General features: G+C 71.9%; 17 protein-coding genes. 7 read left to right on the forward strand and 10 right to left on the reverse strand.

The window, feature by feature from the left end:
- The first annotated feature begins 116 nt into the window (after positions 1–116).
- From FVP77_RS10525 to FVP77_RS10555, 7 genes are all read left to right on the forward strand, one after another.
- Complete coding sequence (locus tag FVP77_RS10525; RefSeq protein ID WP_147894585.1) at positions 117–1280, forward strand: polysaccharide deacetylase family protein; 1164 nt, start codon at positions 117–119, stop codon at positions 1278–1280.
- 114 nt (positions 1281–1394) lie between these two features.
- Positions 1395–2522 (forward strand): glycosyltransferase, encoded by a 1128-nt coding sequence (locus FVP77_RS10530; RefSeq protein ID WP_147894586.1) that lies wholly within the window; start codon positions 1395–1397, stop codon positions 2520–2522.
- A 144-nt stretch (positions 2523–2666) separates the two neighbouring features.
- Positions 2667–3230 carry an NYN domain-containing protein gene (locus FVP77_RS10535; RefSeq protein WP_147894587.1) on the forward strand — a complete coding sequence of 188 codons (564 nt, stop codon included), beginning with the start codon at positions 2667–2669 and terminating at the stop codon, positions 3228–3230.
- 49 nt (positions 3231–3279) lie between these two features.
- The gene (locus FVP77_RS10540) at positions 3280–3537 is read left to right on the forward strand and encodes a glutaredoxin family protein (RefSeq protein WP_147894588.1); all 258 of its coding nucleotides are present in this window, start codon (positions 3280–3282) and stop codon (positions 3535–3537) included.
- A 31-nt stretch (positions 3538–3568) separates the two neighbouring features.
- On the forward strand, positions 3569–5305 hold the full coding sequence (locus FVP77_RS10545) for an aldehyde dehydrogenase family protein (protein ID WP_147894589.1): 1737 nt from the start codon (positions 3569–3571) through the stop codon (positions 5303–5305).
- Between the two features lie 72 nt (positions 5306–5377).
- Positions 5378–7150 carry a cation:proton antiporter gene (locus tag FVP77_RS10550; RefSeq protein WP_147894590.1) on the forward strand — a complete coding sequence of 591 codons (1773 nt, stop codon included), beginning with the start codon at positions 5378–5380 and terminating at the stop codon, positions 7148–7150.
- Between the two features lie 71 nt (positions 7151–7221).
- Positions 7222–7695: a dehydrogenase gene (locus FVP77_RS10555; protein WP_147894591.1), complete on the forward strand. Its 474-nt coding sequence runs from the start codon at positions 7222–7224 to the stop codon at positions 7693–7695.
- 8 nt (positions 7696–7703) lie between these two features.
- On the opposite strand, the gene FVP77_RS10560 is transcribed toward FVP77_RS10555, so the two are convergent.
- The 10 genes from FVP77_RS10560 to FVP77_RS10605 all read right to left on the reverse strand — a co-directional run bounded on the left by FVP77_RS10560 (position 7704) and on the right by FVP77_RS10605 (position 21745).
- The gene (locus FVP77_RS10560; protein ID WP_147894592.1) at positions 7704–8543 is read right to left on the reverse strand and encodes a hypothetical protein; all 840 of its coding nucleotides are present in this window, start codon (positions 8541–8543) and stop codon (positions 7704–7706) included.
- Positions 8540–9217 (reverse strand): response regulator transcription factor, encoded by a 678-nt coding sequence (locus FVP77_RS10565; RefSeq protein ID WP_147894593.1) that lies wholly within the window; start codon positions 9215–9217, stop codon positions 8540–8542. Before FVP77_RS10565 ends, FVP77_RS10560 begins: the two co-directional genes overlap by 4 nt.
- Before the next feature lie 173 nt (positions 9218–9390).
- The gene (locus FVP77_RS10570; RefSeq protein WP_147894594.1) at positions 9391–10719 is read right to left on the reverse strand and encodes a sensor histidine kinase; all 1329 of its coding nucleotides are present in this window, start codon (positions 10717–10719) and stop codon (positions 9391–9393) included.
- Positions 10720–10832: 113 nt separating this feature from the next.
- Positions 10833–13256: an acyltransferase family protein gene (locus FVP77_RS10575; RefSeq protein WP_246134078.1), complete on the reverse strand. Its 2424-nt coding sequence runs from the start codon at positions 13254–13256 to the stop codon at positions 10833–10835.
- 65 nt (positions 13257–13321) lie between these two features.
- A complete protein-coding gene (locus tag FVP77_RS10580) occupies positions 13322–14956 on the reverse strand; it encodes a serine/threonine-protein kinase (RefSeq protein ID WP_147894595.1) in 1635 nt (544 codons plus the stop codon).
- Positions 14957–14969: 13 nt separating this feature from the next.
- Positions 14970–16286: an FHA domain-containing protein gene (locus tag FVP77_RS10585; protein ID WP_147894596.1), complete on the reverse strand. Its 1317-nt coding sequence runs from the start codon at positions 16284–16286 to the stop codon at positions 14970–14972.
- Positions 16283–17128 carry a PP2C family protein-serine/threonine phosphatase gene (locus FVP77_RS10590; RefSeq protein WP_147894597.1) on the reverse strand — a complete coding sequence of 282 codons (846 nt, stop codon included), beginning with the start codon at positions 17126–17128 and terminating at the stop codon, positions 16283–16285. The genes FVP77_RS10585 and FVP77_RS10590 overlap by 4 nt, the downstream gene beginning before the upstream one ends.
- Positions 17125–19518, reverse strand: a complete 2394-nt coding sequence (locus tag FVP77_RS10595) for a transglutaminase TgpA family protein (protein ID WP_147894598.1) — start codon at positions 19516–19518, stop codon at positions 17125–17127. The genes FVP77_RS10590 and FVP77_RS10595 overlap by 4 nt, the downstream gene beginning before the upstream one ends.
- A complete protein-coding gene (locus FVP77_RS10600) occupies positions 19515–20774 on the reverse strand; it encodes a DUF58 domain-containing protein (RefSeq protein ID WP_147894599.1) in 1260 nt (419 codons plus the stop codon). The genes FVP77_RS10595 and FVP77_RS10600 overlap by 4 nt, the downstream gene beginning before the upstream one ends.
- Positions 20771–21745, reverse strand: a complete 975-nt coding sequence (locus FVP77_RS10605; protein WP_147894600.1) for an AAA family ATPase — start codon at positions 21743–21745, stop codon at positions 20771–20773. The genes FVP77_RS10600 and FVP77_RS10605 overlap by 4 nt, the downstream gene beginning before the upstream one ends.
- Positions 21746–21756 lie beyond the last annotated feature (11 nt).

Raw genomic sequence — 21756 nt, forward strand, 5'->3', positions numbered from 1 at the left:
TCCCCTCGACGCCGACGGCGCCGTCGGGGTCATGCTAGGGGACACCACCTCCGCACGTCTGCCGCGTTCGGCGGATTCGCGCGGTTATGATCGCCGGGCGGGAAGTGGGGGAAACGATGACGTCGTCACGCGGTGAACGGGTGCGCGCGAGACGCGCCGTCTACCGGGCACGCCGGTTGTGGGTCTTCGGGTCGCTCGCCGCGGTGATCGTGCTCGCGGCCGGCGGGGTCTTCACCGCCATGGCGCTCGCTCAGTCCGCGGGGTCGGGCCCGACGGCGCAGGCGGAGCCCGCAGCATCCGAGCCGGCCACTCCGATCCCCGAGGAGACTCCTCTCACCCCCGCCCAGACGCTCCTCGCGTCCACGACCGACCCGCAGGCGTGCGCGGTGCAGTTCACCGGTGACGCGATCGCACAAGACCCGGTGCTGCAGACCCAGGGGGCGCTCTACTCCGGGCTCCCGATCCCGCGCGCGGAGGGCAAGGTCTTCGCGGGGTGGTACGCGAGCGACGCGGATGCTGCGGCCCTCACCGCGGCGGCGCGGGTGAACGGCTCCGACGCGGTGTCGTGCGTCGACCGGCAGGTCACGCTGCACGGCGCGTGGACGACCCCCGACGTGAACGCCGCGGAAGACGCGGGCATCCCGATCCTCATGTACCACCAGTTCACGGCGAACCCCGAGGGCGAGAACAACTCGCTCAAGCTGAACTACGCCTACATCGGCGACTTCGACGCGCAGATGGCCTACATCGCCTCATCGGGGTTCTACCTTCCGACCTGGGACGAATTGAGCGCGTTCATCGACGGCGCGCTGTTCCTTCCCGAGCACTCTGTGATCGTGACCGACGACGACGCCCACCAGACGTGGCTCGAGCTCGCCGCGCCCGTGGTGGAGAAGTACAAGGTAATGACGACATCGTTCGTCATCACGAAGTGGCGCACCGAAGGCACGCCCAACCCCTACGTGCTACAGCGCTCGCACACCCAGGACATGCACGAGGCCGGCGAGAACGGCAAGGGCCGGATGGTCAACTGGACCGCCGACCAGATCGCCGCCGACCTCGAGCAGTCGGCCCAGATCCTGGGGGCGAGGGAGGTCGTCGCCTACCCGTTCGGGCACTACAACGACACCACGAAGCAGGGTGTCGCCCAGGCCGGATTCGAGATGGGCCGCACGATCGAGCAGGGGTATGTGCGGATCGGCACCGACAAACTCGCCCTGCCGTGCATCCGGATCAACTACGGAATGACCGTCGACGATCTGGCCGGTCTCATCGGCTGATCGTCGGCACCCGCGGAATCACGCCCCTTTCCAACCTGTGGGCGCCCATAGCCGCGTCTCAGGAACCCCCGTTAGGCTGAACCGTCCTTGGCACCAGCAGATCGAGAGTCCTTCATGGATGTGTCCGTCATCGTCCCCACCTTCAACGAGGGGCCGAACGTTCGGGAGCTTCTCCGACGCCTCGACGCAGCTCTGACCGGCACCGCGTTCGAGGTGGTGTTCGTCGACGATTCGACCGACAGCACCCCCGACATCATCCGTGAGGCCGCGGCGAAGACCGACACCCCGGTTCGCCTCATCCACCGGGAGCACCCCACCGGCGGCCTCGGCGGCGCCGTGGTCGAGGGCATCCAGGCGTCGGCATCGGACTGGTGCCTCGTCATGGACGGCGATCTGCAGCATCCGCCGGAGGTCATCCCCGACATGCTCGCCCGCGCCCAGCGCGGTGACGCCGACGTCGTCGTCGCCTCGCGGTACACCGCCGGCGGCACGTCCGACGGACTCGCCAACGCGGTGCGCACCGGGGTCTCCCGCGCGTCGACGCTGCTGACGAAGGCGATGTTCCCCCGCAAGCTGCACGGCTGCTCCGACCCGATGACCGGCTTCTTCCTCGTGAACCGCCCGGCCATCGACGTCGAGTCGCTGCGCCCGCGCGGATTCAAGATCCTCCTCGAGATCCTCGCGCGCAAGCAGATGCGCGTCGCCGAGGTGCCGTTCGACTTCGCCGAGCGCTACGCGGGCGAGTCGAAGGCGTCGTTCACGCAGGGCATCCGCTTCCTCACGCAGCTGACGATGCTGCGCTTCGGCCGCATGTCGGCCTTCGCTCTCGTCGGCGGCGTCGGCGCGCTGGCGAACCTCGGCATCATGTGGGCCCTGATCGGCTTCGGCATGGAGTACATCTGGGCGTCGATCTTCGCGAGCATCGTGACGATCGTCGGCAACTTCCTGCTGCTCGAGTACCTCGTCTTCGCCGACATGCGCGAGGATTCGGGGCTCATGCGGCACCGCTTCCTCAAGTCGTTCACGTTCAACGGCATCGAGGCGATCATCCGTATCCCCGTGCTGTGGGTGCTCGTCGAACGGACGCACATCCCGAGCGTTCTGGCCGCCGCCCTCACGCTCATCGCCGCGTTTATCGTGCGGTTCCTCTTCCACGCGCTCGTGGTCTACGCACCCCGCAAGCAGCGCGGCGCGAAGGTCGAGGAGTCGCAGACCCCGCTGGCCGACGAGCTCGCCCTCTGACACCACGCCGTGACGCGGGCGATCGGCCCGCACGCGGTCGCCGCCGCCCGAATAGCCCGCGCCCCGACCGAAGGCCCGCGGGAATCGCCGGCACGGGAGCGACGCGCATAGGATGCGGCTGGAACTCCCACGAAAGGGGACGCAGTGCCGGATACGGATTCGCGGACGACCTGGGTGCTCGTGGACGGGGAGAACATCGACGCCACCCTGGGCGCCTCGATCCTGGGCCGGCGGCCGCAGCCCGACGAGCGCCCCCGGTGGGACCGCCTCGTCACGTTCTCGGAGCGCGTCTGGGCGCAGCCCGCGCAGGGCGTGTTCTTCCTGAACGCCTCCGCCGGGATCCCGATGCCGTTCGTGCAGGCGTTGAAGGCGATGGACTACGTCGTCGTGCCGCTCTCGGGCGGACCCGACGAGAAGATCGTCGACATCGCGATCCAGCGCACGCTCCGGGCGATGCGCGACCGCGACGCCGACGTGATGCTGGTGAGCCACGACGGCGACTTCCTCCACGACCTGTCCGATCTCATCGGCTCGCCCCGGCGGGTGGGCATCGCCGCGTTCTCGGAGTTCCGCAACGCCGGTTTCGCCTCCATCCCGGGCCTGGAGAAGTTCGACCTCGAGTACGACGCCCGAGTGTTCGACGCCCCGCTGCCGCGGATCCGCGTCATCCCGATCGACGAGTTCGACCCGAGCGCGTTCCTCGGCTGAGGCCGGTCGCGCCGCCCGACGGGCGTCCAACCCGGCGTAGCCTGGTGCGATGACTTCGGATACTCCCGTGAAGATGTTCGGCGCCCAGTGGTGCATCGACTGCCGCCGCACGAAGAAGCAGCTCGACGAGCTCGGCATCTCTTACGAGTACGTCGACCTCGAGGCCGACCCGGCCGCGGCCGACATCGCCCGCGAGATCTCGGGCCGCACGCAGATCCCCGTCGTGGTCTACCCCGACTCGTCGCACCATGTCGAGCCGTCGAACGCCGACGTCGAGGCCAAGCTCCGCGAGCTCGCACTCATCTGAGACACCCCGCCCGAGAGGCCCGGAGCGCGCGATGACGGAATCGACAGAGGTGACCGTCCCCGACGCCGATCGGATCGACGCCGACATCGCCGCCCTCGAGACGGGTGCCCGGCTGTGGACGGTGCTGACGATCGCGCAACGCGCCCGACTGCTCGACCGCCTGCACGAGACCGTCGGCGCGGTCGCGACCGAGTGGGCCGACGTCGCCGCGACGTCGAAGCAGCTCGGACCGCAGCATCCGCTCCGCGGCGAGGAATGGCTCACCGGCCCGTACGCCACCCTCGGTGCGCTCGAGACCGCACGGGAGACGCTCGAGAAGCTCGCCGCGGGCCGCACTCCCCTCGACGGGGTGCGCCTGGACACCGCCCCGGACGGCCGGCTCCGTGCACGCGTGTTCCCCGCGCAACCGATCGACCGACTGCTGCTCTCGGGTTTCCGCGGTGACGTCTGGCTCGAGCCGGGAACGTCGCCGACCGAGGCTCGGGATGCTGCGGGGCTCGCGCAGCTCCACCCCGGCGCATCGGGCGGGGTCGGGCTGGTGCTGGGCGCGGGCAACGTCACATCGATCCCCGTGCTCGACGTGCTGTACGAGCTGCTGTCGGCCAACCGTGTGTCGCTGCTGAAGGTCAATCCGACGCAGGATGCCCTCGTGCCCGTCTTCGAGCGCGCGCTCGCCCCGCTCATCGAACCGGGGTTCCTGCGGATCGTCCGCGGCGGTGGCGACGTGGGCGCGTACCTCACGCGGCATCCGGCCTTCTCGCACGTGCACATCACGGGCTCGGCGGCCACATTCGACGCGATCGTCTGGGGCACCGGCGACGAGGCCGACCGTCGGCGCGAGGTCGACGACCCGCACCTGACGACGCCCATCACCGCCGAGCTCGGCGGGGTCGCCCCGGTCATCGTCGTGCCGGGCCGGTGGAGCGACGCCGACCTGCGCTTCCAGGCCGAGCACATCGCCACGATGCGCCTGCAGAACAGCGGTCACAACTGCATAGCCGGACAAGTCGTCATCGTCAGCTCCGACTGGCCGCAGCGCGCGGCGTTCCTCGACGCGCTCCGCACCGCCTACGACACCGCCCCCGAACGACCGGTCTGGTACCCGCGCAGCGACGAGAAGGCCCGCTCCGCGGCATCCGACTACCCGACCGCGCGGCGCGAGGGCGACGGGTCGCGGATGCTGGTGGAGCTGGGCGCATCCGACGACCCGACCGCCATCGAGACCACCGAGTACTTCGCCCCCGTGCTCGGTGTGGTCTCGCTCACCGGAACCGGGCAGCGCTTCGTCGACGCGGCCGTCGCGCACGCGAACCAGCGTCTCACCGGCACCCTCGGCGCCAACGTGCTCATCGACCCCGCGACCGAGGCGTCGCTCGGGGCCGGCTTCGATCGCGCCATCGCGTCGCTGCGGTACGGCGGTATCGCCATCAACGCCTGGACGGGCGTGTCGTTCACCGTGCCGCAGCTGAGCTGGGGTGCCTTCCCGGGCGGTTCGCTGCGCGACGTCGGCAGCGGTCTCGGCGTCGTGCACAACGCGTTGCTGCTCGATCGCGTGGAGCGGTCGGTGCTGCGCGGCCCGTTCCGGCCGTTCCCGCGGTCGCTCGGGGCGCTCGCCCAGCGCAAGGGTGTTTTCACCGTGCTGCCGAAGCCACCGTGGTTCGTGACCGCGCGCACCGGCACCGCGGTGAGCGCGGGCCTCGCCCGCTTCCGCGCTCGACGCAGCTGGCCCGCGCTGCTCGTGACGCTCGCCCGGGCGTTCGGCGCCTAGCCGCCGGCTCGCCGCGCCCTCCACCGTCCGGGCGTCTCAACGCCGCGCTCGTGCGGGTCCTATGCTCGTGTCGTGCTCGACCCCCTCCTCATCTTCGTGGGCGCGGTCGTCGTGATCTGCCTCGCGACCGCGTTCGGCCCGCGCTTCAACCTCGCCGGCCCGCTGATCCTCATGGCGCTCGGCCTCGGCGTCAGCCTGCTGCCGTTCGTGCCGGCGCTCGAGATCGATCCCGAGCTCATCCTCGTCGTCGTGCTGCCACCGCTGCTGTACTCGGCCGCGGTGCAGCTGCCAGCGATCGAGTTCCGCCGCGACTTCGGCCCGATCGCGGGCCTCTCGGTGCTGCTCGTGGTGGTCAGTTCGATCGTGCTCGGCCTGTTCTTCGCCTGGCTGATCCCGGGCCTGGGCATCGCTCTGGGGATCGCGCTCGGGGCCATCCTGAGCCCCACGGATGCTGTGGCCACCTCGATCGCGAAACGCCTGGGCATCTCGACCCGGGTCGTGACCCTGCTGGAGGGCGAGAGCCTGCTCAACGACGCCACCGCTCTGGTGCTGCTGCGCACCGCGATCGCGGCGGTCGCCGGCGGCTTCGCGTTCGGCGACACCGTCTTCGCCTTCGCCCAGGCCGTGATCGTGGCCGTGCTCGTCGGCGCGGTCGTCGGCTGGCTCAACCTGCGGGTGCGGGCCTGGGTGGCCCACTCCGCGGCGAACACCGCTCTCAGCTTCACCATCCCGTTCATCGCCTACCTGCCGTCGGAGCACCTGGGCGGATCGGGGCTGGTGGCGGCGGTGGTCGCCGGCATCGTCACCGGGCAGGGCGCGGCACGCTGGTTCACCCCCGACGAACGCATCTCCGACCGCCTCAACTGGCGAACGGTCGAGCTGCTGCTCGAGGGCGCGGTCTTCCTCGTGATGGGTCTCGAGCTCAAAGAGATCGTGCAGCGCAACCTCGAGCGCGACCAGGGACTCTGGCAGGGCGCGTGGCTGGCCGTCGCGGCTCTCGCCATCGTGCTGCTCGTGCGCAGTGCTTACGTCGCAATGCTCATCTGGCTGCAGGGGCGCAGACGGAGGCTTCACGGGCGCACCCGCCAACGCGTCGAGGCCATGGACGACGGGCTCGACCAGTTCGAAGCCAGACTCGACGCCGGTCCGCCCGACGTCGTCCGCGGCCCGGGTCGCGGCCCCGACCGTCCGACGCGACGGTTCGACATGGCCCACGCGCGACGTCGGCTCGAGATGGGGCGCTCGCGCCTGCGGCGCCTCGTCGCCGACCTCGACTACTACCGCGACACCCCGCTCGACTGGCGGCACGGTTCGGTGATCGTCTGGGCCGGCATGCGCGGTGTGGTCACGCTCGCGGCTGCACAGACCCTCCCCCGCGACACCGTCGAGCGGCCTTTGCTCATCTTCGTGGCGTTCCTCGTCGCGGTCCTGAGCCTCCTGCTGCAGGGGCTCACCCTGCCGGGCCTCGTGCGCATGCTCGGGCTCACCGACGACAAGGCCGAGGGGCCGACGCGCGAGGAGCAGCAGGCGCTCAACGCCGAGCTGCGCTCCGCCGCCGGCGAGGCGGTCGCCGCCGGCAAGCTCCAACGCCGCGACGGCGAACCCTTCCCGGAGAACATCGTGCGGGTCGTGGGGGCGCGCATGACGCAGCCGCCCGACGAAGACGTCGATGCCCGCACGCAGGAGGTACTCGAACTGCGGCTCGCGATCATCGAGGTGATGCGCGCACGTCTGGCAGAGCTCTCGCACGACGGCCGACACGCGACGGCGGCGCTTCGGCACGCGCTGGCCGAGCTCGACGCCGACCAGCTCAGCCTCGAACTCCGCCTCGACGACGCCGACTAGCATCGGCCCGCTCCCTCGATGGTGCGATCGGGGGTGCCGTCCCGCACAATGGAGGGAGCGGGGAGGGTGTCATGACGAAGACGACGGATGCTGCGCAGTCGCACGGTCCGGTGACGGACGACGCACTGACGAGCCCCCTGCACCTGCCCCACATCGCGGCCGACTGCCCGAAGTGCTTCACCGAGCTGCAGCGCGACCGCGACTGGTGGCTCGCACGTCCTGCCGGATCCCGGCTCGTCGGCCTCGTGGTCTCACGCCCCGGCATGCCCTCCGTGGTCGAGCAGCGCGACGATCTGACGCGGTTCGGGGTGCCGATCGAGGGATTCCGACACCCCGCTCCCGAGACGCTCGAGGTATGGCCCGATCGGCTGACCCGCTTCTTCGACACGCTCTCGCGGGGCGACGTGCTGGTCGTCGCCAACGTGCACGCGCTCGGCGCGACGCTCGAGCAGGAGACCCGCGCGGTCGCCGACCTGCACGCCCGCGGGGTCGTCGTCAAGGTGCTCGGCCACGGCGGCCGGCATCTGTTCGACACCGGCCGCTGAGACCGGCGTCAGTCGGCGGTCAGCAGAGCGTTCCCCATCTCGACCCGCACGTCCACGGTGCGCGGCGAGCCCGCCTGGGTCCTCAGACGGTTGTCGACGCCACCGGCGGAGACACCGGTGGTCACGTCGTAGACCTCGTCGGGCAGGGTCAGTTCGATCGACCCGGCGCTGACCGACGCGGTCACCGCGTCGGGGGCGGTTCCTCCCAGCCGAGCGATCAGCTCACCCGCCTCCGTCGACAGAGCCGCCGTCGACACGTTCGACAGGTCGATCTCGCCGCGTCCGGCGTCGACGTCGGCGGTGAGCGTCTCCGCAGTGCCGCGCACCGCGACCCGGCCGGCGGCGAGAGTGAGACCGAGGTCTCCGAAATCTCCCGACGCGTCGACCGATCCTCCCGCGACCATCACGTCGGTGTCGACGCCGGCGAGCTCCTCGGGGAGGGTGAGCGTCGCTCGCCCGTTGCCTCCCCCGAACCACGACAGAACCGAGTTGCGCGGCGTCGCCACCCGCAGCGTGGAGCCGTTGCGCTCGAACGTCCACGATCCTCGGGTGAACTCGCGCACGTCGAGCGACGCTTCGGAGACATCGTCGAACACGACGGTGAGCATGACCGCGTCGACGTCGATCTTGACGGCCGAGACCCCGCCGACGGCGACCGAGCGTTCCTCGTCGCGGGCTGCGGCGGCGGCGACGGTCGGGACGGCCGCGGTCGCGACCGTGCCGACGACCACGGCGACGCCGAGCGCGGCGGTCAGCAGCGCGATGACGCGCGGTGCCGTCCGGTGACCGGAACCGCTCGGCGGCGTGGGCTGCGGCGCGGCCTGCGGCGGGACGGATTCGGTGCTCATCGTGCTGCTCCTGTCTGCGGCGCGGTGCCGCCGTGCTCGAGATGGACGAGCGCTGCCTGCACTCGCCGGTTGCCCGACTCGTCCTGCTCGAGTCCGAGTTTCTGGAAGATGGCGGTGATGTACTTCTCCACGCTCGCCTCGGAGACGAACAGCGCACCGGCGATGGCCTGGTTCGAGCGCCCCTCGGCGATGAGCGCGAGAACCGCGCGTTCGCGATCGGTGAGCCGCTGCATCCGTTCGTCACGGCTCCGGCGCCCGAGCAGCTGCGCGACGACCTCGGGGTCGAGCACCGTCGCCCCCTCCGCGATGCGGCGGAGCGTGTCGAGGAAGTCGGAGACGTCGGCGACCCGATCTTTCAGCAGGTAGCCGAAGGCGCCCCCTCCCCCGGCGATGAGGTCGCTGGCGTAGCGCTCCTCGACGTACTGCGAGAGCACCACGACGGGCAGGGTCGGATGCTGGGCCCGCAGCCGCACCGCGGCGCGGATGCCCTCGTCGGTGAAGGAAGGCGGGAGCCGCACGTCGAGGATGCAGAGGTCGGGGACATCCCGGGCGACCGTCTCGTCGAGCCCATCGGCGTCGGCGAGCGCCGCGATCACCTCGTGACCGGAGTCGTCGAGCAGCCGGACGAGGCCCTCACGGAGAAGCACGGAGTCCTCGCAGATCAAGATACGCATCGCACTGTCCTCACGTCGGTCGCGTCGGCTTCAGTCATCGAGGGGGCACTCAAGATTCGCATCGCACGGTCCTCACGTCGGTCGCGTCGGCTTCAGTCATCGTGGGGGTACTCAAGATGCGCATCGCACGGTCCTCACGTCGGTCGCGTCGGCTTCGGTCATCGAGGTGGGGGTCACGATGCGCACGGCACGCTCACCTCCAGGGCGGTCGGGCCGCCGTTCGGGCTGTCGAGGCGGAAGGTGCCGCCGGCGGCGGCGATGCGATTCGCGATGCCGTCAAGGCCTCCGCCCGGCAGGATGCGCGCGCCGCCGAGTCCGTCGTCCTCGACGCGGGCCCAGAGGCTGCCGTCATCGCGGCTGCGCACGACGACCCGCACACCCGTCGCCCGGGAGTGCTTCGCCGCGTTCGTGAGCGACTCCGCGATCGCGAAATAGGCGGCGGCCTCGGCGGTGCGTCCGCACCGCCCGTCGATGCGGACGTCGAGATGCACGGGCACGTGCGATCGGGCGGCGAGCGCCGAAAGCGCAGCATCCAGCCCGCGGTCGTCGAGCACCGAGGCGTGGATGCCCCGCGCGAGCTGCCGGAGTTCGGTGATGGCGGCCTTCGTCGAGGTGTGCGCTTCTTCGATGAGCGCCTTGGCCGCGGCCGGGTCTTCGTCGATCTTCTGCCGGGCGAGGCCCAGTGTCATCCCCACGGAGACGAGCCGGGGCTGCACGCCGTCGTGGAGGTCGCGCTCGATGCGCGTGCGCTCGACCTCGGAGGCGCGGATCGCGCCGGCGCGCTGGGCCCCGGCCTCTCGCGCCTCGGCGGCCAGCTGCGTCTCGCGGGAGGGCACCATGATCAGACGCGACAGCACCCCGTGCAGCAGGGCGAGGCCGATGATCGCCGCGGCCGAGATCAGCGCGACGATCGGGCCGATCAGCGGCGCCCAGGTGACGGGAACCTCGAGCCCGTACATCGAGACCGTGTCGGCATAGAGCGGGGCGAAGGCGATGGTGATTCCCGTGGCCGCGACCGTGACCAGCACGAGCACGAGGACACCGAGGATCGTCGAGATGGCGAGGTTCGCGATCGCTCGCCAGACCGAGGGGTCGATCGCCTGGCGCCAGAACATGCCGAGCACACCCGCGAATCCCGGCTGCGTCGGTCTGCGTGCCGAGAGCGGGGGGAGGTCGAAGCCGTAGAGGCCGTCGACCCGGGCGTTCTCGAGCCACGCGACGGCGAACAGCACGTAGGCCAGCGCGATGAGCACGATGATGCCGACACCCGCGGCGAAGACGAGACCCACCCCGCTCGCCAGCGCAGCGAAGAAGCCGATGAAGACGAACGGCCCGACGACGCCGAGGGCGGCGAGCTGCGCGGCGGCCCCCGCAACGCGCAACGGGCGGGCGGTCGACGGCACGGCGGGGTCGTCACGCCGGGTCGCCGCGGGGGCGGATGCTGCGGGGGAAACCGCGGCGGGGGCCGGGAGCGGCGGCGGCGCGGTCGTCTGCGAACTCATACCCCCACGGTAGGACGCGAGCCGCGCGGGGGCCGCCGAGGCATCCGGAGCGGTTCTTCGGGGTATCCCGAAGCGTTTCGCACCGAGTGGTCGACGCGACGGGGTCCCGCAGGCTAGAACAGCCCGGTGGCGGTGAGCTCGGCGCGCAGGACCGGCACGATGTGCTCGGCGTACGCGACCGTCAGGTGCGATTCGTCGTAGCGGATCGGCATGCCGCCCGCGAACGCCGGACACACCCCGTCGACGCAGCTGAAGTCGAGCGACGCGATGGCGTGATCGCCCGTCTCTGCGGCGACGGCCTCGGCCGCGGCCTGCATGGCGTTCCACGTCGGGTCGACGGCCGTGGTGCAGTTGGCAGGAGCCGACAGCGGCGAATAGCAGCGCGACAGATCACCGCCCTTCGGCGGCGGCGCCAGATACACCATGCGCCCGGCCGCGCCGTACGCGGCGACCTCCGCCTGCGACGCACGCAGGAGGTCGCCGGCAGAAAGATTGCGTCCGTCGATCGTGTGGGCGAGCGTGTAGGCGTTCGAGACGACCACGAGGTCGGCCGGATCGGCCGCGATCATGCCGCGCACGTCGGCCTTGCGCTGGGGGCAGGCGGCCATCACGCCCGCGCCGTCGTTCTGCACGAGCACGTCGGTGAAGCGGCATCCGTACATGCCGACCGTCGTGACGCGCCACTGGCCGCCGCTCTCCTCGGCCAGCTTCTTGAACGCGGGCGCGTAGGCCATCGCGCTCGAGTCGCCCACGAGATACATGTGCCGGGGCGCACCGCCGTCGCCCCAGGTGCAGCGCCCGAGGTCGATCCCGCTGTCGGGCGAGAAGCAGTCGCGCGCGGGGTTCGCGCTCGACGAACGCTGCATCACCTCGTCGAGCGAGGGCTGCAGCGCCGGCCACTGCGTCGCCGACACCGCCGCGGCGAGCTCGGCCTGCACGGTCGCGACGGGGTCGTCCGCCGGAGCCGCGACAGCGTCGCCGGGTGCGGGGGTGAGCGGGCCGATCGTGGGCGACCCGAAGGCCACCATCGTCATCAGCACCACCACGCCCGCACCGATCGCGAGTCCCGCCGCCCCGAGACCGAACTGCGGCCGGAAACGCGCGCGCCACTGCGCCCACGCGGAGCGGGCGGGCGGCGTCGCCGGAGCGGGCTCGGCGGATGCGGCGGCGACGGCGCGCACCGCAGTCTGCGGCGAGCGTCGGGGCGCGGCGGTGGTCGCCGGTTCGAGGGCGCTGTCCGGCGCTGCGCCCGACCCGATCGCGAGCGGGCCGGACGGTCGCGGACGCGAGCCGGGGTAGTACCGCGTTCCCGGGGTCCACCCCTCGGGGCGCGTCGAAGGCAGGCGCGCGGCGACCGGCGCGGCCTCCGGCTCGACGGCCGGGGGCGCGGCGTCGGGCTCGACAACAGACGGCGTGGGAGCAGCATCCGTCGCCTTCCCGCGCAACCACGGCGATCGGTGCAGGGGCTGCTCGACGAGGAAGTACCCGCTCACCGCGAGCACGACGACCGTCGCCACGACGATGAGAGTCGACTCCGCACCGGCGGGCAGGAGCACCGCGGCGAAGACGATGACGGGGAAGTGCCAGAGGTACAGCGAGTAGGAGACGTCGCCGACGAACACGCTGATCGGGTTCGTCAGAGGGAAGAGGTGACGCTGGCGAGGATCGCCGCCCACGCCGCCCGCGATGACCAGCACGGCAGCGGCCACCGGCAGCGCGGCCCAGGGCGCGGGGAACGGCATCGTGTCGGGGTCGACGATCAGGAACGACCACACCACCCCCGCCGCGCCGATCCATCCCAGCACCCAGCGGAAGGCGGCGGGGATCCGTCCGAGTACGGGCACGGCGACCGCCAGGAGCGCGCCGACCGCCAGCTCCCACGCGCGGGTCGCCGTCGAGAAGTAGGCGACAGTGGGATCCCCCGCCGTCTGCACCATCGCCCACCCGCCCGACACCACGACGATCGCTGCGGCGGCGAGCCCGACAACGGCACGCGCCGCACCCGTCCGCCTCGCTGCGACCGGCAGGAGGAGCACGAGCAGAAGCAGCAGGGCCGGCCAGACGAGGTAGAACTGCTCCTCCACCGACAGCGTCCAGAAGTGCTGGAGCGGAGAGACCGCGTCAGCCGCGTGGAAGTAGTCGGTGCCCTCGACGGCGAAGCGCCAGTTGGCCACCAGGGCGAGGGCGGCGAGCGCGTCGAACAGCGTGCGGTCGGCCTGCGTGCGGTTGAAGACGACGAAGGCGACGACGACGACCGCGGCCAGCACGACCACGGCTGCGGGCAGGATGCGGCGGATGCGACGCGCGAAGAAGTCGCGGAGCGAGATGCGCCCCGTGGCCGCGAGCTCACGCAGCAGCAGACCGGTGATCAGGAACCCCGAGATCACGAAGAAGACGTCGACACCCGCGAACCCGCCGCGCGGCCAGCCGATCAGGTGGGCGAGCACCACGGCGACGACGGCGAGCGCCCGCAGACCCTGGAGGTCGCGTCGGACGGGCGTGCGAGGAGAAGAGGAAGCGCTGATGTGGGAGGTCACTGTGTATCCGGGAAAGCCGAATGCCAGTGTAGTGACGCGAACCGGCGTGTGGGACCGCTCCCGCGTCAGGTCGCGCAGGCCGTGGCGGGCGCGGAGGCCTGCCCGTTGGCGCGTCGCGTCAGCACCTGGATGCAGGTCGTCCCCGTCGGGTCGGCGGCGACGGTCACGCTCGTCTCGCCCGTGCGCTCGAGCACCGGGTCGGAGCCGTCACGGGGAACGACCCCCCAGAGGTACTCGTCACCTTCCTCGGCGGCAGTGTTGGTCCACGTGAAGGTGACGCCGTCGGGACCGGCGGAGCCGGCGAGCCCTTCGGGGGCGGCGGGCGCCACGGGCACCACGTCGATCGGCCTGTCGGAGGGCGAGGCCTCGGGCGTGGGTTCGGCCGGGCCGCCCAGCACCGCCGGCAGCGACAGCGCGAGGATCGCCCCGACGACGACCACGAACGCGGCGGCCCCGAGTGCGAACCAGAGTCCGCGCTTCGACCGGGGCGCCGCGGGAGGCGCGGATGCTGCGGCCGCCGCGCTCGTCGGAGGCAACGGCGGTGCCGCGGGCGCCGGCGCCGGCGCGGAAGACGGCGCCGGCACCGTCTCGAAGCGCGACGGACCGGCGGGCACCGGATCGATCGCGGCCACACGCACCACGGTGGCGTCACCGTCGCCGGAGCGCTGCGGGGCCGCGGCCTCACGACGCGAGCGACGGGTGGCGTCGTCGGGCGCCCACTGCTCGGGCGCGGACGGGGGCGGGACGGGCGCCGGCGCGGGGTCGATGCTCACTACGCCGCGCACGCGGGTGAGCCCGTCGTCGGCGTCGTCGACGACGCCGGCCGGGGTGCCGTCGTCGAGGATGTCGATGGGGGTCACCGAGTGCGCGAGTTCGATCTGCACCTTCTGCAGCGCCCGGGCGAACTCGAGCGCCGTCGGGTAGCGGTCGGCGGGCGATTTCGACATCGCGCGCTGCAGCACGCGCTGCAGAGACGGCGGCACGTCCGAGCGGCCGATCGGCGCGAGGGGCGCCGACTCGATGCGGGTGATGAGTTCGACACCGGTGTTCCGCTGCCCGGGGAGCTCGAACGGCGAACGGCCGACGAGCAGGCTGTAGAGGGTGGCGCCCAGCGACCAGACGTCGGAGCGCGCATCGCTCGTCGGTTTCTCGGCGACGACCTCCGGCGGCGACCATGGGATCGACAGACCTCCCGCGTCCCCGGCACCGGCGGCCGAGGCGATGCCGAAGTCGGTGAGGGCGGGGCGGTTGTACTCGGTGACGAGGATGTTCGCGGGCTTGATGTCGCGGTGGAGCACCCCGGCACGATGTGCGGTCTCCACCGCCGCGCCGACCTGCACGCCGATGCGCAGAGCCTCGGCGACGGAGAAGAGCTCGGCCCGGTACCGCACCTGCAGGTTCGGTTTCGGGCAGTACTCCATGACGAGGTACGGGCGTCCGTCGTCGGCGACGCCGGCCTGGTAGATCGTGACGATCGCGGGATGCGTCGAGAGCATCGCCATGACGTTCGCCTCGGCCGTGAACTCCTCGATCGACCCGGTGGCCATCCGGTCGGGCAGCAGCACCTTCACCGCGACCCGGCGGCGGGGCAGTTGCTGCTCGTAGAGGAAGACGTCGGCGAAGCCGCCGGAGCCGAGGAGCTCGACGGGGGTGAACCCGGCGAGTCGGGGCGGCGCTTGGGGTGCGCGGCGGCCGCTCACGACGGAGTCCTCGTCACGACAGCGCCTCGACGAGCACCGTCACGCCGTCGCCGAGGTCGAGGACGTCGCCCGGAACGAGGATCGTCGCCTCGCCGGGATGCAGGCGCGTCGGCACCGACCCCTGTCGGCGCAGGGTCGTGCCGTTGGTGGTCTGCAGGTCGGTGGCCAGGATGCTGTCGCCCTCCACACGCACCTCGACGTGGTTGCGGGAGATGTCCTGCTGCGGGCTGTCGACGCCGATGAGATGGGGCAGCTCGGCGCCGGACGCGCGAGCGGACTTCGGCCGCCGTCCGATGATCACGGTGCGGTCCAGCAGCACGACCTGTCCGGTCGACAGCCGCAGCCGCCCGATCGGTCCGGTCGGGGGCGGCGGCACCGGAGGAATGGCGGGAGCCGGCGGCGGCACGGGAAGCCCGCCCGCGGCACGCAGTCGGCGGGCCTCCTCGAGCGAGAGCGTCTCACCGTCATGGTCGCCGGGGGCCGGCGCGTCCGTGTGGGCGGGGAGGGCGGGAGCGGGCTCGGCGACGGCGTCGCGATCGCCCCTCCCGATCACGGTCGTCGCCTCGACATCGTCGAGGGGAGCGGCCGGCACGGCGGGAGCGCTTGCGGTGGGCTTCTTCGCCACGACGGGCGCAGGTCGCACCGGCAGCGCGTCACCCCGGATGAACGGGGGGATCGAGTCGATCAGCATGCCTTCCTCGGCGACCGGGAGCGCGGGGGCGACCGGCGGGAGCTCGGGCTCGGCAACCGGGGACTCGGGCTCCGTCTCGGGCTCGTCGTCCGCCGGCTCGTGCGCGACGTCCAGCACCTCGTCGATGCTGTGGGGCTGCACGGGCTCGACGGGTCGGTACGAATCAGCGGGCGCGGAGTGCTCGGGTGCGACGACCGGCCTCTCCCTGTCGAACGCGCGAGCCGAGACCACGACGGCCGACGCCAGCACGACGCCGTCGCCGACCGGGAAGACCGTCGCGCCCGCATCGCCGATCTCGAGGCGGGAGACCTCGCGGATGCTGCGCTCCGACCAGGTCGAGGCCGTCGTGCCGTCGACGATCTCGGTTCCCGAAGACGTCGTGACGGAGGCCGAGAGGTCGCCTCGCGCGCTCACGCGCCAGACGTCGTCCTCGTCGACGACCACGACGAACGCGGGGAGCGCCGAGAGCGTTCCACCGGCGGCCAGCACGTCGACCACGGCGCCGAATCCCTCGCCGGCGGCGAGCCGGTCGCGGATGGCGAGGGTCGCCGCATCCGTCGTCCCCTCGCCGAGAACGGCGACACCGCGACCGGCGACGACGACGCGGAGCGTGCCTGGCGCGTAACGGACCTCGGTCATGGGCGTTCTCCCTCGTCACGCGTTCGCACCCGGGGCAGGGTGTCTTCCTCCCCATCCTCGCCGAACTCCGCGACGGGGATGGTCGCCGTTCCGTCGCGGCGCTCGCGGGCCCGCACATCGAGCGCGTCGACCACGAGCACCGTCACGTTGTCGCGGCCGCCCGCGGCCACGGCCTCGCGTACGAGGCGATCGGCTGCGGTCTGGGGATGCTGCTCGGAGCGGAGGATGTGGTCGATGCGCGCGTCGTCGAGCTCGGTCGGCAGGCCGTCGGAGCAGATGAGGAGGCGGTCGCCCTCCTCGGCGGGGAGAAGCCAGTAGTCGGGCTCGCTGTCGCTGCCGGCCCCCAGCGCACGAGTGATGACGTTGCGCCGCGAATCGACCGCGGCCGCAGCCGCGTCGAGCTCGCCGGCGTCGACGAGTTCCTGCACGACCGAGTGGTCGACGCTCACCTGCTCGAGCACGCCCTCGCTCAACCGGTAGGTGCGCGAGTCGCCGAGGTTCACCGCCAACCAGTACCCGTCGCCGTCGATATCGGCGACGACCACGCCGGCGAGGGTCGTGCCGGCACCCGCGCCCCCGCCCTCGGGAAGCGCGTCGACGCGGCGGCGCGCCTCCGCGACACTCGACTGCACGTCGTCGACGGTGAGGCTCGGGCGACCCACCAGGCGCGCGAACTCCTCGATCACGGTGGCACTGGCCACTTCGCCCGCCTGGTGCCCGCCCATGCCGTCGGCGACGAGGAAGAGGGGCGGGGCGGCGAGGTGGCTGTCTTCGTTGAGCGATCGACGGAGTCCGACGTCGGTCGCCGCACCCCAGGCCAGTGTCACCGGCCCGGCGGTCACGAACGTGCTCCGTCGGTCGCGGAGTCGGCGGGGTCGGCAGCGGCCGCCTCACCGTCGACGGGCTCGGACGCAGCATCCGCCTCACTCCGGGGCGCACGACGACGACGTGGCTCCGGCAGGGCGAACCGCGTGCCGGCGAGGAGCGAGCGCACGTCGAGCAGAGCGCGGAGGCGTCGCCAGAATCCGGCACGCTGACGCATGTCGCCCACGATGCCGTCGACCTCGCGCCAGAACTCCTCGACGTCTTCGGGCGAGGGGTCGCGGGGGCCGAACACGTCGGCGTCGGCGCGGCGCGCGAGGGTGCTCACCTGGGGCGCGGCGAAGGCGGTGCCCACCACGACCGCGTCCTCGGTGCGGGTCCCTCCCGGGCGCACCGGGGTGCCGAAGTCGGATGACCGATCGAGCAGCTCGTCCCATCCGCCGCTGATGCGGTCGGCCGACCGGTCGGCGGTCAGGCGCTGGTGGCGGCGGGCCCTCTTCAGTCCGCCGATGACGACGAAGGGAGCGAGCAGGAGGGCGACGACGATGAGCACGATCAGGATGATCAGCAGGATGAACCCGATGATGCTCGCGATGTTGTTCTCTTCGTCTTCCGAGCCGCGCTCATCCGGCACCGTCGGGGGCAGGTCGACGGGCTGCTGCTCGGGCGGCGGCGGCTGCAGCACCTGCGGCTTCGGATCGGCCCGAGGTTTGGTCGTCTGGTCGTTCGGCACCTGGTCTTCAGGCGGGGTGGGGTCGAACGGAACCCAGCCGAAACCGTCGAAGGCGATCTCCACCCATGCGTGCAGGGTGTCGCCGGTCGCGGTGAAGACCGGTCCGGTCTGATCCTCGTCGGGGTAGAAGCCCATGACGACGCGGGCCGGCATCCCCAGCTGGCCCGCGAGGAGCGCCATCGCGACGGCGTACTGCTCGTCGTCGCCGATCATCTGCTGGCCGCCCAGGAGCGTGGTGATGCGCTCGGCGCCGTGTCCGGCGCGGGAGAGCACCTGCCCTTCGAGGCCGTGGCTGAAGAATCCGTCCTGAGAGAGGCTCTGCTGCAGGGCCCGGGCCTGTTCGATCGGCGTCGTCGCGTCGGCGACCATGTCGGACGCGATCTCGGCGAACTCGGTGGGCACGTCGTCCTGATCGGGCATGCGCACCGGCGCGAAATCGGCGTCGGCGAGCTGCTCGTCGCTCGGCGTCTGCGGCAGCAGCGCGTCGAAGGTGTAGGCGACGCCGCGCTGCACCCCGGCCGTCACGACCGCCGTGCCGGTGGCGTCGTTGTAGTACGCGCTGCGGCGCAGGTCTTCCGCGCGGTCGCCCTCGAAGGTCACCGATGTCATCTGCCCGGCATCGGGCAGCCAGACGGTGTCGAGAGCGTCGACCTCGACATGGATCGTCACGGGCGTACCCGTCGCCTCGGGCGACATGTTGCCCCGTACCGGCGAGAAGGCGCTCGACGAGCCGGCGCCGCTGTCGTCGGCGACGTTCAGCACGGTTCCGTCGTAGGCGTCCATGGTGGCCAGACGGATGCGGGCGTCCTCGGGGAGTCCGGTGGCGCTGAAGAGCGGTTCATCGGGGAAATCGCGCACGTACGCGCGGAACGACTGCAGAGGGCTCGGGTACTGGCGGATGTCGAAGGGCGGGATGACCACGTCGCGCAGCACGTAACGGGGTTCGTTCGCTGCCGCGAGCGCACTCGTGGCGACACCGGCCGAGGCGGCGACGGCCAGCACGACCGCGCCCGCGACGAGCCGGCGGGTGCCCACGCCCGACGACGCCGGCTCGCCCTCCTCACCGATCGAGATCGCGGCACGCGCGGGCTGCCAGGCCTGTCGTACGGCGAGCCAGGCGATCGCGACGATCGCGAAGACGAGGCCCTGCACCAGTGGCGCGGCGGGCTGCGCGGTGCCGAGCGCGATCTGCGCGGCGAGGAACGCGGCCGCCGGGATCAGCGCCCATGCCGGTGGGCGGGCGCGCAGCGCGAGGCTCGCCGTCAGCACACCGGCCACGAGCGACATGAGGTACGGCACGAGCAGGTGACCGTCGGATGCGGCGACCGGCGCGACCGTCGTCAGCAGGGCCTTCCACGACGTGACGACGCCCGCGCCCAGCTGGGCGAGCGTGTCGATCGAGGGGATCACTCCGAGGATCGCGGTGTGCGGCAGCGCGAGGGCGGCGCCGAAGACGAAGTACACGCCTATCGTGAGCGCGGCCATCAGCAGCACTCCGAACCGACGCCACGCCCCGACGGCGGCGACCGCCAGCCCCAGCAGGGCACCGCCGATCGCGGCCACGAGGTACACCGGGCTGTCGAACGTCGGAGCGAACCCGATGATCGGCACCGCGAGCAGCGCCGCGGTCGCGGCGAGGTCGAGCGCCCAGCGACGGGCGGGCAGCGCGGCGCTCATCCGAGAACCTTCCGCAGGGCGACGGGCAGCTGGTCGAGGGTTCCGACCGTCACGACGTCGGCCTCGGCGATCCGCCGGAGGGAGGGCGACGCGCCGGTCTCGGCGACCACGGCGAGAACCCGGGCCCCGAAGGGGAGGCGGCTGCACGCGACGCGCAGGCGCGCCGCATCCACGGTGCTCCCGCACACCAGCACGACGATGCTCGCCAGCGGCAGGGTGGAGGCGATGAGCCCGGCGAGGCCCACCAGGTCGCCCTCTCGCGGGCGCGAATAGACCAGGCCCGACAGCGAGTCGAGGAAGCGCTTGCCGCTCTCGGCCGCGATCGCGCCGCCCTGCGATCGCACGTCGACGCGCTGCGAATCGCGAAGTGCGCGCAGGCCCAGCGAACCGGCCGCCGAGACGGCGAGCTCGAACTCCTCGGGGTCGCGGTAGTCGGACGGGTGCCTCGACAGCCCGATGACGAAGTGCGATCGACGCGTCTCTTCGTACTGGCGCACCATGAGGTCGCCGGTGCGAGCGGTCGACTTCCAGTGCACGTGACGGCGGTCGTCGCCCGGCTCGTACTGGCGGAGGGCGTGGAACGACACGTCGTCGCGGGACAGGTCGGTCGCGGGCATGCCCTCGAGGTCGCGGAGGAAGCCGAGCGACTGGCCGTCGAAGAGCACGGTCTTCGGATGGACGAAGAGGTCGACGGGCTCGTCGCGTCGCTGGACGCGCTCGAACAGCCCGAGAGGGTCACCGCGCACCACGCTCACGGGCCCGACCTTCAGCACCGCGCGGCGCTGCGTGGGGATGGCGAAGAGCTCCTCCGCCTCGTCGCCGGGCGCGAGGCGCCGCACGGCGAACTCGCCGCGGCCGGCGCCGACCGGGAGCACGATGCGCGAGGGCAGGATCGCTCGCGTGCCCGTGTTGGCGAGCGACAACGCACCGACCGCACGTTCACCCACGACCACGCGCGTGCGGTTCAGGTCGAGACCGACGTCGTAATCGGTGCGGCCGATGAGGAAGAACGTGCACAGCACGAGCACGGTCGTGACGACGACCGCCGCGATGACCAGTTCCTGCCACCCGAGGATCCGGCCGGCGACGAACAGCACGACCGCCGTCGCCAGCAGCACCCACGCGAGCGGGCGGGCGACGCGCAGGATGCCGCGGGCGCGGCGCAGGGCGCGCGCGGCGAGCGGAGCCGCGACCTCCCGCAGGGCCGTGCGGGTCGTCCCGGCGGGGACGGTCGACCCGAGCGACTCCGTCGTCATGCGGCGGCAGACCTCGCCTGGGGAGCTGCGACCGCCTCCAGCACGCGCGAGATGACGGTGTCGGCGGTCGTGCCGGCGAACTCGGCCTCGGGGTCGAGCACGAGGCGGTGAGTCCAGGCCGGCTCGACGAGCAGCTTCACGTCGTCGGGGATGACGTAGTGACGACCGGATGCCGCGGCCCACACCTTCGCGAGACGGATCATCGCGATCGCACCGCGCACCGAGACGCCGACCCGTGTGGCCGGATCGGTGCGGGTGGCCTCGGCGAGCTGCGCGGTGTAGCGCAGCACGGCGGGCTCGACGTGGACGGAGGCGGCGAGGTCGGCCATGTCGCCCACGGCGTTGGTCGTGATGATCGGCGTCAGTGCGGCGGAGGGGTTGCGATCGGCGGCGCCGGCGAGGATGCGCTCGGTGACGTCGAGGTCGGGGTAGCCGATGGAGGTCTTGATGAGGAAGCGGTCGAGCTGCGCCTCGGGCAGCTTGTAGGTGCCCGCCTGCTCGATCGGGTTCTGCGTCGCGATGACGAGGAACGGCCGGCCGACCTCGTGGGTGACGCCGTCGACCGTCACGCGCGACTCCTCCATCACCTCGAGGAGAGCCGACTGCGTCTTGGGCGAGGCGCGGTTGATCTCGTCGGCGAGCACGATCGAGGCGAAGATCGGGCCCTTGTGGAACTCGAACTTATGCGTGCCCTGGTCGTAGATCGTGACGCCGGTGACGTCGGAGGGCAGCAGGTCGGGGGTGAACTGGATGCGCTGGCTCGTTCCCTGCACCGTCGCCGCGAGCGCCTTGGCGAGGCTCGTCTTGCCGGTGCCCGGAGCGTCTTCCAGCAGCACGTGACCCTCGGCGAGCATCGAGGCCAGCACCAGACCGACGACGTCGCGCTTTCCCATCAGGGCGTGGTCGACGTTGTCGACGAGCCTCGTGAACGTGCTCTCGAACCACGCGGCCTGCTCGGGTGTCATGGTCATCGGTGTCGTGT

The organism is Microbacterium hatanonis (assembly GCF_008017415.1).
GTDB classification, from domain to species: Bacteria; Actinomycetota; Actinomycetes; order Actinomycetales; family Microbacteriaceae; genus Microbacterium; species Microbacterium hatanonis.